Origin of the sequence: Pseudoalteromonas carrageenovora IAM 12662 (genome assembly GCF_900239935.1) — a bacterium.
Classification (GTDB): domain Bacteria; phylum Pseudomonadota; class Gammaproteobacteria; order Enterobacterales; family Alteromonadaceae; genus Pseudoalteromonas; species Pseudoalteromonas carrageenovora.
This window is the reverse complement of the sequence record NZ_LT965928.1, coordinates 648,718-661,691: the sequence shown is the minus strand read 5'-3', so window position 1 is coordinate 661,691 and position 12,974 is coordinate 648,718. Positions and strand designations below refer to the sequence as shown.

Genomic DNA, 12,974 nt, shown 5'->3' with positions numbered 1-12,974 from the left:
TTTAAATCCAGGAGATTTTAATGACAGTAGCAAGCGCACGACACATACTTGTAGACAGCGAAGCACAATGCTTAGATCTAAAAACACAAATTGAGCAAGGCGAAGATTTTGCTGAATTAGCAAAAGCACATTCTAACTGTCCTTCGGGTCAAGATGGTGGTGCTCTTGGTGAGTTTGGCCCAGGCATGATGGTACCTGAGTTTGATAAAGTAGTATTCTCTGCACCTATCAATCAAGTGCAAGGCCCTGTACAAACACAGTTTGGCTATCATTTACTTGAAGTTACAAGCCGTTCAGAATAACGTTGTGTTATTGCAATAAACAAAAAGCCGCTTATGCGGCTTTTTTTAGGAGTAATTATGAAGCTTATTGGTACTGATGCCTCACCTTATGCTCGCCGCATAAGAATATGGGCACTTGAAAACAACTGTAATTTAGAATTTGTTACTTTAAATATATTTTCTGAAGAAGGCCGACCTACGCTTGCTAGTAATAACCCTGCACGCAAAGTACCTATTTTGGTTGATGGCGATCTTACGTTAGGCGATTCAAATACAATTTTACGCTACCTTCTTAAAAAAACAGCCCAACCCGATCTTTCATGGCCGCAAGAGCAATTACTTACAATCATTAATGCCTGTAACGACTCACTCGTTGAAATGGCAATTTGTAAACGCTCGGGATTTGATACTCAAAGCGATAAATTATTTTTTAATCTGCAAAACGAACGCATTGCTGAAACATTAAGCTATTTAAATACGCATTTAGCTGATGATGAATTTAAAAGCTGTGAATACCTCAACATCAGTTTATACTGCCTGCTTGATTGGATTTGCTTTCGCGAACTGACTGACTTTAGTCAGCACAGTGAGCTTGTTGCTTTTTATGAGCAATATAGCAAGCGCCAAGCAGCAATAAATACCAGTCCTAGTCTCTAATTTAAAAAGGTAAACACATGAGCGATATCGAAATAGAATCACAACTAGTTAGCTTTGTAGAAAAAGTACGTGTAAGCGAGCAAGTATGGGCACTAAGCAGCGATGATGGCGGCTTTGTTGTATGTGAGTCAAATCAGTTTGCAGAAACTGACGTATTACTTTTGTGGGAAAGCGAAGAAGCAGCTAAAGCCCAGTGTAAAGACGAATGGGCAGAATATAGCCCGGCCGAAATCAATCTTGATGAGTTTTTAGATGATTGGGTTGAAGATTTAAACGAAGATAGCGCTTTAGTTGGTCTAAATTGGAATGACGACCAAGTATGCGTAGAAATAGAACCCGTAGGTTTAGCACGCGCTTTAAGCGAATAAATTACGCTATAAAACTGATAGCGAATAAAAACACCCTGCCTATTTTTATGCAGGGTGTTTTTGTTTGCAGCTAAATACATAAATTCTAGAATCGATACTCGCATCTTTGTATAGTTTAAGTATAAAATAGAACACGTCATTACTTTCAAGGTATTACGTTGAAAACCCATCTTGGTCGTCGCCCTTTTTCAGCTATGGAACTGCATACACTTTATAATGGATATATATATGGTGATGTTAAAGTTGCACGTGAGCAAGCTAAACACTGGCACTTTTGGCTGCCTTTAATCGCTTATTATAGCGGTGCGTATAGTGACGAAATAGGCTGTTTAACACTTGATGATCTTGTTTTTGAGCAAGGTATTTTATGCTTTAGTTTTCATACCCACGGAAAAATAAAACCACGCTTAGTACCTGTGCATCATGCCTTAGTTGATGCAGGCTTTAATGACTATATTGAATTTATAAAAGCCCATCACCATACTCGCTTAATGTTCGACTTACCTGCCAAAACAGGCCGCTATAGCGAAAAAGTACGTATATGGTTTTCAGGTGAAGGAGAGCGCGCTGGGTATTTGCAAAAATGCGCTATTCCTAATGTAGATCAATTAGGAATGAAAACAGCTGTTAGTAGTCTTCGTCTTAACTTTGAACAACAAATTCGTATCTATGCGCTGCAAGCTAGCTCAAAAGATGCCTTTAATTACTTAATGGGCTTTAACGAATATCAGCACGATAAATTTGACGACATTTCACTATTAAATAATGTGATTCAGCAAATTCGTATTATTAACCCTCACGTGCATTGGACACGTTTTACCCTTCGTGAAAGCCACTGACAAACTTTGTTACTCTTTAGCCTCTTTTTGACTATTCTATCCAAGCTATAATCAATTACTCCATTCTAAAAAGCTGTTAGGATATCCACACTCTAAATAATTAACGCATAAAAAAGCCTATTTAGAGTAGTTTCTAACAACAACAATCTAGGGATTATTATGTTTTTTAAAAGCTTCTTAACGGTGAGCGTTGCTTTAGCAATGAATGCTGCAAACGCTAACGAATTCGTTATTGAAAAACTCGCAAAACCAAGCTCACAGCAGGTGTCGTTAACACTCGACCCAAGCCAAGATACATTCACAGGGATGACTGAAATAGCCCTAGAAGTACTAAAACCAACAAAATACATTGAGCTAAATGGCGTAGCTTACGCTGTAAAAATGGCGCAACTACTTGGCGAAGAAAACTGTGATTTAAGCAATGAAATGCTTAAAACCGGTAAAGTTAAATTTAGCTGTAATGAGCAAATTCAGCCGGGTAAATACACGCTTAAAGTTGACTTTTCTGCGCCTTATAACCGCCAAAGTGTAGGCTTATATAAAACTTTAGACCAAGGCACACCTTATTTATTCACTCAATTTGAAATGAGTGATGCACGCCGTGCATTTCCTGTTTTTGATGAGCCAAATTATAAAATTCCATTTCAACTAACAATTACCGCACCTACGTCTCAAAAAGTATATGCCAATACGCCAGAGCTTAAAACAACGGTTAACGGCAATATGACCACCCACTATTTTGATAAAACACCGCCAATTCCATCGTATTTAGTAGCGATGGCTGTTGGCCCGTTTGAAGAGTTAAACATTGAAGGCATGCCTATTCCTGGTCGTGTTATTACGCCACAAGGTAAAATTCACTTAGCCAAATACGCTAAAGAAAATATGCCAAAAGTACTGGGCGCACTCGAAGCCTACTTTGGTATTCCTTATGTTTACAAAAAGCTAGACTCTGTTGCTGTTCCTGAGTTCCCGTTTGGCGCAATGGAAAACTCAGGCCTGGTAACTTACCGTGAAGATATTTTACTTGTTGATTTAGCAGCAGCAACACGTAGTAAAAAGCAGCGCAACGTGTCTATTATTGCTCACGAACTTGCTCACCAGTGGTACGGTAACTTGGTAACCATGAAGTGGTGGAACGACTTATGGCTTAACGAAGCATTTGCAAGCTGGATGGCGGCTAAAATTACTAAGCAGCTTAACCCTGAGTTTGAATCACACCTTGATTTACCACAAAACAACGTAATGGCACTTGATGCTCGCCTAAGTACTAAACCTATACGTAAGCCAATTAAAACCGAAGCCGATATTATGGATGGCTTAGGCTTAGCATACTCTAAAGGTAGCTCAGTACTTGCAATGGTTGAAAACTGGATTGGCGAAGATGCATTTCAAAAAGGTATTCAGAGCTATTTAAAAGAATTTTCATACAAAAACGCTGAAGCTGCAGATTTATGGGAAGCGTTAGGTAAAGCGTCAAATAAAGATGTAGCAAGTGTTTTAAAATCGTTTATTGAGCAATCCTCTTTTCCGCTAGTAAATGTTAAACAGCAAGGTAAGAAGCTTACTATTTCGCAAAGCCGTTTTGCAAACGCTGGGGTTGATGCCCCTGCACAGCTATGGAATGTACCTGTAGCTATAAAATATGGCGCGGGCGATAAAGTAAAAACGGCTAATATTTTACTCAATAAACAAAGCCAAACTCTTGATCTAGATTTTGAACCTGAGTGGATTTATCCTGACCAAGGTGCTTTAGGCTACTACCGTTGGGTAATGGATGATGCACAATTTAGCGCACTCATTAAAAAAGCCCCTAGCGTACTAAGTGATCGCGAGCGCCTAGCACTGCTTTCAGCTACTGATGCATTACTTGATGCGGGTGTTATATCTGCTGCAAAATTAATGCAAACGCTTGAAGTATTTGTAAGTGATAGCCATCCTCGCGTAGCTAATACTGCACTGGGTTATTTAGTATCACAGCAGCGCACCTTTAAAGATCAAAGCAATAAAGATCTATGGCCTGAATTTATTCGTGGTGCTGTAACGCCTGCGGCTAAAAAATATGGCCTAGAAGCGAAAGCCGGTGAAGACGGTGCTATTTCACAGTTAAGAGCAGCGGTTGTGTCTCGTTTAGGTTTTGATGGCGAAGATCAAAATGTAATAAATAAAGCAAAAGAGCAAACACAAGCTTACTTAAAAGATCCGCAAAAAGTAGACCCTTATTTAGCAGGCACCTACTTAACACTTGCCGCTTTTCATGGTGATGAAGCATTACTTGATCAATTCATGACGACGTTTAAAACGACTAAAGATCCGCAAGTACGTACTAATATGCTCGCTGCAATGAGCTTTTTTGGCGAACCAAAGCTTCAAAAAGCAGTATTGGCTTATAGTCTAACGGATGAAGTAACGGCTTCTGATATGCGCACTATTTTATCTGGTCAAAGCTATACAGACGAACGCCAAGCGCTATTTATAGATTGGGTATACAGCAATTACGATAAAGTAACTGCAAGCTTGCCACCGTTCTTTATTCCTAACTTACCGTACTTTACAACTGCAAGCTGTAATGCAGAAAGTCTAGCTAAAACAAAAGTATTTTTTAACGAAAAAGTAGCTGATGTAGCTGGTTATGCGCGTACATTAAGTAAGCTTGAAGAAAGCACAAATGATTGTATCGCCCTTAAAACACGTGAACTTGAATCGGTTAATAGCTTCTTAAAAAGTAAGTAATTCTTAGATTCATTAAATTATAAAAATACAAAAGCCGCTGAATATAAATTCAGCGGCTTTTTAATAAGTATCTTAACCAAGTTTTTGCTTAACTAAGCCTTTTATTAACCACCAATGATCATAGTTAATTTAGCTATAAAGTCTTTTGCAGCTTGCTCTGAGTTTATTTTAAACGCCACGCCGCAATGAATTGGCTGAGCACTTTTAAATATACGCGTTGGGAAACGGGTCATTTCACTACTGTGAAAATAACCGGGAGCGCGAACAACTCCGTCTATATCACTAAAGTCATCACTAAACACTTCGAATGCTGGTCGAATTACAATTTTACCTTTACCGCTTTCGCTGTGAGTGTAAAACGCTTCTTTAGAGTTTACTAACATGTACTCTGCAATGTTCTTAATTTTAAAATTACTTCTGCACTGTAATTTAATGAGTTGCTCTGTAAGCTCTTCTGCGCTGTAGGCCACGTTGTAAATCCTATAATAGTAAGTTGCGCAATACAGTAACGTATACGCACTGCAAAGTCCGAATTTATTTTACATCACACACAAAAGCGAGCTTATCACTGTTATAGCTCATACGAGTGATTGTAGTATCGCAGTAAGTACTTAAATCTAACCACTGAGAAACCTCATTCTTACCTGTAAGTTGACGTTGATACACGCGGTTTTTAATTGCGTAAGCAATCGTTGCATCATCTTTTAAAATAAAATCTTGTACATTAGCTGGTAACCTTAGTAAGTCTTCAACTTGCTTAGTTTGTACATTAAAACTCGCTAAAATATGCTGTTCATTTTTAGTGTAACTAAATAAAAATTTAGCCATTGAATGATTATAAATTAACGTCCGCCCAATATTACTTGCCGCAATATGCCCTTTTGCAGCCTCTACAGAGGTGTATTGCAGTGTATGCGGTTCACCTAATATAAACATGACTAAATCATTTTGAATACCCCAAGCGTGGTAGCCTACAGGCTCTATCCAATCAAAAATACGACTTGGGCTTTGCTGTGTATCTAACGGGTATTGCCATAGTTTTTGCTTAGAGTCAGACTCAACCACAATGGCAGATAAACTCTTTTCGTTTGGCATAACTGTTGGGGAATATTCACTTACAGGTGAGTTTGTAAGATTGCTAACTTGTTTTGTAGCTAAGTCGTAATACGCAATATCTGTTTGGCTATGCTGATTAGAGATAACTTCATGGGTAAAGTAAATACCCGAATTAGTTAAATAAGGTTGGTTGTTATAGCTCTTTTTATCGCTTATTACCTTAACCTGTACCCCATAAGGTGTATTTAAATCTGCTAGTAATATTTGGCTCTTAGGCATGCTAGCCTGCGCCATACTTAGGCTAAGCGCCGTTATTGAAAATAGTCCAAGCAATGGTTTAATAAGTTTCATGCTTTCTCTCGTTTTAATTTTAAGCACCTCATGATAACGTTATTTGCTGGTGGCGTCACTTGAGCAGAGCCAGTAAACTCTTTATAACTAACGTGGTCCTAAAAAAGAGAAAAAAACATGTCAGCTAAACATCCTATCATTGCTATTACAGGTTCTTCTGGTGCGGGTACTACTACTACAACCAATGCAATTAAACACATTTTTCGTAGCCTAAATATAGATGCAGCTTTTGTCGAAGGGGATAGCTTTCACCGTTACACTCGCCCTGAAATGGATAAAAAAATACGCGAAGCCCAACAAGAAAGTAAGCATATTAGCTACTTTGGCCGAGAAGCTAACGACTTTGGCGCGCTAGAAACATTATTTAACCAATACGGCGAAACAGGCCAAGGTAAGCTACGTCGTTACTTACATACTTTTGACGAAGCAGTACCTTATAACCAATTACCGGGTACGTTTACACCGTGGCAAGATCTTGAATCGAGTACAGATTTAATGTTTTACGAAGGTCTGCATGGTGGTGTAGTTGATCAAGATCATGATGTAGCTAAGCACGTTGATTTACTTATAGGCATGGTACCTATAATTAACCTTGAATGGATCCAAAAGCTGATCCGCGATACTCAAGACCGTGGCCACTCTCGTGAAAAAGTAATGGATTCAATTGTTCGCAGTATGGACGACTACATTAACCATATTACGCCGCAATTTTCACGTACCCATATTAACTTTCAGCGCGTACCAACTGTTGATACATCAAACCCTTTTAGTGCAAAAGATATTCCTTCACTCGATGAAAGCTTTGTCGTTATTCGTTTTAGGGGAATTGATGATGTTGATTTTCCGTATTATTTACAAATGATTGAAGGCAGCTTCATGTCGCGAATTAATACACTTGTGGTGCCCGGTGGTAAAATGGGTTTAGCAATGGAGCTGGTTCTTACTCCTCTTATTAAAGATATTATTATTAAAAAGCGTGCCTTAGAAAACTTAGCACCTCTTGATATACCTATTTAACGCCTCTTCTAAGATTGAGCTCTCTCACGTACACTGCTGATTTTTAGTAACAATAAGGGACATTGTGTTGTACTCATTAAAAATTGTAGTGGGTTCTAAAAACCCGGTAAAAATTAACGCGGCTAAACATATTTTTGCAATATATTTCCCGGATCATGAAATTGATTGCCAAGGTGTTGATGCCCCATCTAATGTGCCAGATCAGCCTATTGGTGAAGAGCAAACACGCATTGGTGCACAAAACAGGGTAGCCTTTTGCAAAGACACCTACAAAGCACACTACTACTGCGCAATGGAAGGCGGTGCAGAGCAATTTAGTTACGGTGCAGCAACCTTTGCCTATGTGGTAATTAATAACGGCTCAGAGCAATCTGTAGGACGCAGTAGCAATTTACCTTTACCTCAAGTTTTGTATAACGCGCTATTAAACGGTGAAGAACTTGGCGATGTGATGGATAAAGCCTTTAATACTCAAAATATTAAGCAAAAAGGCGGCGCTATTGGGCTTCTTACTAATAACCATGCAACCCGTGAAAGTACTTATACTCAAGCACTTACTTTAGCAATGGCGCCTTTTTTACACCCTGCTTTGTATAACAAATGAATTAATTTAGGAAGTTTAATGAAATACAGTTATGTACTGTTTGATGCCGACGAAACATTATTTAGATTTGATATTCTCGCGGGTATGACCCGTATGTTTAAAGCATATGATATACAATTTACTAAAGACGACTACGTACACTATCAAAAAACTAATAAGCAACTATGGGTTGATTACCAAAATGGCACTATTAGTGCCGATTATTTACAAGTAACCCGCTTTAACGAGTGGTCTGAAAAACTAAATGTGCCAGCAAAAGAATTAAATGATGCTTTTTTAGATTCTATGGCGAAAATTTGCGAGCCTTTGCCTGGCGCCGTAGAGCTTTTAAATAAACTAAAGCCACATGCTAAATTAGGTATCATAACTAACGGATTTGCCCGTCTACAAACCGTGCGCTTAGAACACACTGGTTTAAAAAATATGTTTGAGTGGTTGGTAATATCAGAGCTAGTAGGTATAGCAAAACCTAATAAAGCTATTTTTGAGCACACATTTGAGCTTATGGGTAACCCTGATAAAAGCCAGATCTTAATGGTGGGTGATACTGCCTCAAGCGACGTACTTGGCGGTAATAATGTTGGTATTGATACCTGTTGGTTGCAACACCCTGGTGAGCAGTTACCTGAAGGGATAACTCCCACTTACACAATAACTACCTTAGATCAATTGCAGTCCATTCTTAAAATTTAGTTAAATTAAAAGCAAAAAAAATGACGCTATAAAGCGTCATTTTTTATAACTGTTTGTGAGCGTGTATTTTTAAAATACTAAGTTAGGCAGTCGCTAACTCAAGGCCGGGTGCAGGCATCGTAACAGGCGTTTCAAATGTTGCCCACTCCCATGCTGACTCTGTAGCCATAACTTTGCGAAGTAACTTGTTGTTTAAATCGTGACCCGATTTAAATGCCGTTACTTTACCTAAAAGGTTGTGACCTGTCATAAACATGTCACCAACACAGTCTAGTATTTTATGCTTAACAAACTCATCGCTGTAGCGTAAACCATTAGGGTTTAAAACTTTAAACTCATCAAGTACTACTGCGCTATCCATACTACCACCTAGTGCTAGGTTGTTAGCATGCATGTATTCTATATCTTTCATAAAGCCAAAAGTACGTGCGCGGCTAATTTCTTCAGTAAAGCTTTGTGCCGTAATGTCTAAACCAACACGTTGGCGGCTTTCATTAATTGCCGGGTGATCAAAAGCAATTTCAAAGTCGATATGAAAACCATCATATGGTTCTACTTCAGCCCATTTATCACCTTCTTCAATACGTACTTTTTCTTTAATACGAATAAAGCGTTTCGCGACATTTTGCTCTTCTATACCGCCTTTTTGTAACAAGTATATAAATGGTAATGCACTACCATCCATAATTGGCACTTCTGAGCTATCTAATTCTACAATTAGATTATCAATACCCATTGCGGCAACAGCTGCAATTAAGTGCTCAGTAGTAGATAAGCGAACGCCATCTTTGTTAATTAAACAGGTACATAGCTGTGTATCACCAACGGCTTCAGGTGTTGTTTCAAATTCAACAACCGGATCAAGGTCGACACGACGAAATACAATCCCAGTATTTGCGCTCGCAGGTCGGAGAGTTATTGTGACCTTCTCACCTTTATGAAGTCCAATTCCTATGGCTTTGACTACTTGTGCAATCGTACGCTGTTTAATCATAGGTTCGCTCACTTTAAAATCAGTTACAGTTAGACGGCGGAGTGTAACATAAATCCTTTTGCCTTTCAATATTTGTACATATTTCAAACAAAAGTATTATTAAATGTTAATCAGCCTGTTTACGTAAAAAAGCAGGAATATCAAAATAATCACCACCTTCTGATTTATCCGCTTTTTTACTATTTTGCGCTGAAGAGCTAGTTGAACTGCTTGAGCTAGTAGATTCTGTTTGTTCTTTAGTTTCTACTTGCGTGCTAGCAGTGCTTTCTTCAGAGCTTGTACCTTGGCTTGCAAAGCTTGGTACGTACATACTACTTGTTTGGTTTGATGAACCAGTAACATCAGAACCTGATGCCTTTTTAATACCGTTATCAACAATACCAAATTGTGGACGACGATCGCCGCCTAAACCAGTTGCAACAACCGTTACACGTAACTCGTCGCTCATTTCTGGGTCAATAACCGCACCAACAACAACTGTTGCATTTTCAGACGCTAGCGCCTTAACGTGGTTACCAACAATTTCAAACTCTTCAATCGCAATGTCCATACCTGCGGTAATATTAACTAAGATACCTTTAGCACCAGTTAAATCAACGTCTTCTAGTAATGGGCTTGAGATTGCGGCTTCAGCAGCTTCTTGTGCACGATCAGGTCCAGACGCAGAAGCAGTACCCATCATAGCAGTACCCATCGCTGACATTACTGTACGTACGTCGGCGAAATCCACATTAATTAAACCAGAACGTGTAATCAGCTCGGCAATACCTTGTACTGCGCCAAATAATACGTCATTAGCTTTAGCGAAGGCATCTAGAAGTGTAGTCCCTTTTCCTAAAACTTTAAGCAATTTATTGTTCGGAATTGTAATAAGTGAGTCTACAATTTCTGACAATTCATTAATACCTTGTTCAGCCGCAGCGGCACGTTTTTTACCTTCAAAATCAAAAGGACGTGTTACTACTGCAACCGTTAAAATACCTAATTCTTTAGCGATTTTAGCAACCACTGGTGCTGCACCAGTACCCGTACCACCGCCCATACCCGCTGCAATAAATACCATATCGGCACCTTCAAGGCTCGCACGAATAGTTTCTGCATCTTCTTCAGCCGATTGACGGCCTACTTCTGGGTTTGCGCCCGCACCTAACCCAGAGGTTATTTGCGTGCCAAGCTGTACCGTTATATCTGCTGCTGAATTACGTAATGCTTGTGCATCCGTATTAGCGGCAATAAAACGTACGCCTTCAATTTGTTGTTTTACCATGTGCTCAACAGCGTTACCGCCGCCACCGCCCACGCCAATTACCTTTATTACGGCTTCTTCGCCGTGCTGTTCCATCATATCAAACATGTTTACTCTCCGACTTGAGTATTAAAACTCGCCTTGGAACCATTTAGTAATGCGGTTCCACCAATTATTGTTATCCTCTGCTTTCGACTTTTGTGCATTCATCGATTGCATAGTGCGCCCGTATTGTAACAAACCAACAGCGGTTGCGTACGAAGGATCATCTACATAGTCTGTCAAACCAACCATCCCGATTGGTTTGCCTATTCTTACTGGCATTTGAAAGATGTCTTCTGCCACTTCCATAGCGCCAGTCATTTTAGCAGTCCCGCCCGTGATAACGAGGCCTGCGGCAATTTGGTCTTCTAAGCCTGAACGACGAATTTCTTCCATCGCTAATTCAAATAATTCTCTAAAACGAGGCTCAACAACCTCAGATAACGTATGACGCGACATTAATCTTGCAGGTCGCCCACCTACGCTTGGTACTTCAATAGTGTCTTCACTACTGGCCATTTGGCTATTTGCACATGCGTATTGTACTTTGAGTGACTCTGCATGTGATATAGGTGTACGAAATATTTTTGCAATATCCCCCGTCACTTGGTTACCAGCCACTGGAATAACAGCTGAATGACGCTGAGCACCATTAATATAAATGGTGATATCCATTGTACCACCACCAATATCAAGTACGGCTACACCTAGCTCTTTTTCGTCATCAGTTAAAACTGAGTAACACGACGCCAGTGCCGTAAATATAAGTTGATCTACTTCTAATCCGCAGCGCTGAACACATTTTTCAATGTTTTTAGCCATATCGTTCGAACACGTAATGATGTGTGCTCGTGCTTCCATACGCACGCCGCTCATGCCTAGTGGGTTTTTAATCCCTTCTTGCATGTCGATGCTGTACTCTTGCGGTAATGCATGTAGCATTTTTCGCTCTGCAGAAATAGGCACTGAACGCGCAATATGAATGACGTTTTCAATGTCTTCATCTGTCACTTCGGTGTTATTGATTGCAACTACACCGCTTTCGTTTTGGCACTGAATATGTTTGCCAGAAATCCCCAAGTACACTGAGCTAATTCGACAATCAGCCATTAATTCGGCTTCATCAATAGCTCGGCGAATCGACTCAGACACTAAGTTTAAATCGTTAACGCCGCCTTTATCCATACCATGAGATACTTGGCTGCCCACACCAACAATGCTGAGCTTGTTATCTGCGGTGATTTCACCTACCGTGGCAACCACTTTCGAGGTACCAACGTCTAATCCAATCACGAGGTTTCTTTCTGCTGACTTAGTCATGCCTTACTCTTATTTTGTAATTGTTCTTCTTGCAGTGGCTTAAAGCTCACAGCAAGGCCGGTATCATACCGTAAATCGATTGTATCTACTTGTGCATCTGCACGTTGTTCCATTCGCGGGTAAACATCTATAAAACGTTGTACGCGTTTGGCTTTATCTTTACGCCCTAAATCTAAGCGTATTCCGTTATCTAACCATAACTGCCACGAAAACCGCTCAGAGAGGGCAAGACTTGAAAGCGTCAGGTTATTTACCTTTAGCATTTCATCAAATTGCTTAAACGCAACCCATGCCTCTTCTTCGCTGCCTTCAGGGCCATATAATTGTGGTAAGTCGTGTAACTTATCACTACTTGCTTGAAACGCTTGGCCACTTTGGTTTAGCAATAAGTCACTATTCCAATGGGCTACGGCTTCATGTTCAACAACATATACTTGTATGGTGTCTGGCCATTGTTTTCGTACTGAAACAGTAGCAACCCAAGGTAAATCTTGAACAAGCTGCTGCACATGCTTTACATCTAATTCAAAAAAGCTACTTAAGTCTGCTTTTTTTATTGCTTTTATAATTGCTGTTTCATCAGTGTACTTTGGATGCCCTTGCACAATTAAGTGCTTTATTTGCGCATCTTTGTTCTCTACTAGCCAATCTGATACACCCGTAGTAATTTGCACCAGGCCAATGACTACTACCAGAAAAAAACTCACCCCAAAAATCAGCGACCAATTTAGTTTCAGCTTGATTTGTTGAGCTTTTTCTAAAAGGGGATGCAT

At 39.7% G+C, this 12,974-nt stretch carries 14 protein-coding genes; 8 read left to right on the top strand and 6 right to left on the bottom strand.

The window, feature by feature from the left end:
* Positions 1-20: 20 nt before the first annotated feature.
* The 5 genes from ALFOR1_RS03115 (at position 21) to ALFOR1_RS03095 (ending at position 4,878) form a co-directional block, all read left to right on the top strand.
* The gene (locus ALFOR1_RS03115; protein ID WP_058547036.1) at positions 21-302 is read left to right on the top strand and encodes a peptidylprolyl isomerase; all 282 of its coding nucleotides are present in this window, start codon (positions 21-23) and stop codon (positions 300-302) included.
* Between the two features lie 57 nt (positions 303-359).
* Entirely contained in the window at positions 360-938 is a 579-nt protein-coding gene (locus tag ALFOR1_RS03110; protein ID WP_058547035.1) for a glutathione S-transferase family protein, read from the top strand.
* 17 nt (positions 939-955) lie between these two features.
* On the top strand, positions 956-1,306 hold the full coding sequence (locus ALFOR1_RS03105) for a DUF2750 domain-containing protein (protein ID WP_058547034.1): 351 nt from the start codon (positions 956-958) through the stop codon (positions 1,304-1,306).
* 158 nt (positions 1,307-1,464) lie between these two features.
* Positions 1,465-2,145 carry a site-specific integrase gene (locus ALFOR1_RS03100; RefSeq protein ID WP_058547033.1) on the top strand — a complete coding sequence of 227 codons (681 nt, stop codon included), beginning with the start codon at positions 1,465-1,467 and terminating at the stop codon, positions 2,143-2,145.
* A 159-nt stretch (positions 2,146-2,304) separates the two neighbouring features.
* A complete protein-coding gene (locus tag ALFOR1_RS03095; protein WP_104642019.1) occupies positions 2,305-4,878 on the top strand; it encodes a M1 family metallopeptidase in 2,574 nt (857 codons plus the stop codon).
* Between the two features lie 104 nt (positions 4,879-4,982).
* Here the strand turns inward: ALFOR1_RS03095 and ALFOR1_RS03090 are convergent, their stop codons facing one another.
* Both ALFOR1_RS03090 and ALFOR1_RS03085 read right to left on the bottom strand, forming a co-directional pair.
* Positions 4,983-5,348, bottom strand: coding sequence for a hypothetical protein (locus ALFOR1_RS03090; protein ID WP_104642018.1), 366 nt, complete (start codon positions 5,346-5,348; stop codon positions 4,983-4,985).
* Positions 5,349-5,412: 64 nt separating this feature from the next.
* On the bottom strand, positions 5,413-6,285 hold the full coding sequence (locus tag ALFOR1_RS03085; RefSeq protein ID WP_104642017.1) for a TolB family protein: 873 nt from the start codon (positions 6,283-6,285) through the stop codon (positions 5,413-5,415).
* A 117-nt stretch (positions 6,286-6,402) separates the two neighbouring features.
* Here ALFOR1_RS03085 and ALFOR1_RS03080 point away from each other — a divergent pair, with 117 nt between their 5' ends.
* The 3 genes from ALFOR1_RS03080 (at position 6,403) to yjjG (ending at position 8,599) form a co-directional block, all read left to right on the top strand.
* Positions 6,403-7,302: a phosphoribulokinase gene (locus ALFOR1_RS03080; protein WP_058547029.1), complete on the top strand. Its 900-nt coding sequence runs from the start codon at positions 6,403-6,405 to the stop codon at positions 7,300-7,302.
* Positions 7,303-7,366: 64 nt separating this feature from the next.
* Positions 7,367-7,906 carry an inosine/xanthosine triphosphatase gene (gene yjjX, locus ALFOR1_RS03075; protein WP_104642016.1) on the top strand — a complete coding sequence of 180 codons (540 nt, stop codon included), beginning with the start codon at positions 7,367-7,369 and terminating at the stop codon, positions 7,904-7,906.
* An 18-nt stretch (positions 7,907-7,924) separates the two neighbouring features.
* Positions 7,925-8,599: a pyrimidine 5'-nucleotidase gene (gene yjjG, locus ALFOR1_RS03070; protein WP_104642015.1), complete on the top strand. Its 675-nt coding sequence runs from the start codon at positions 7,925-7,927 to the stop codon at positions 8,597-8,599.
* 82 nt (positions 8,600-8,681) lie between these two features.
* On the opposite strand, the gene lpxC is transcribed toward yjjG, so the two are convergent.
* The 4 genes from lpxC to ALFOR1_RS03050 form a co-directional block, all read right to left on the bottom strand.
* Complete coding sequence (gene lpxC, locus ALFOR1_RS03065) at positions 8,682-9,593, bottom strand: UDP-3-O-acyl-N-acetylglucosamine deacetylase (RefSeq protein ID WP_058547027.1); 912 nt, start codon at positions 9,591-9,593, stop codon at positions 8,682-8,684.
* Positions 9,594-9,699: 106 nt separating this feature from the next.
* The gene (ftsZ, locus tag ALFOR1_RS03060; protein WP_058547026.1) at positions 9,700-10,947 is read right to left on the bottom strand and encodes a cell division protein FtsZ; all 1,248 of its coding nucleotides are present in this window, start codon (positions 10,945-10,947) and stop codon (positions 9,700-9,702) included.
* 21 nt (positions 10,948-10,968) lie between these two features.
* Positions 10,969-12,201, bottom strand: a complete 1,233-nt coding sequence (gene ftsA, locus ALFOR1_RS03055) for a cell division protein FtsA (protein WP_058547025.1) — start codon at positions 12,199-12,201, stop codon at positions 10,969-10,971.
* Positions 12,198-12,974: a cell division protein FtsQ/DivIB gene (locus ALFOR1_RS03050; protein WP_058547024.1), complete on the bottom strand. Its 777-nt coding sequence runs from the start codon at positions 12,972-12,974 to the stop codon at positions 12,198-12,200. Before ALFOR1_RS03050 ends, ftsA begins: the two co-directional genes overlap by 4 nt.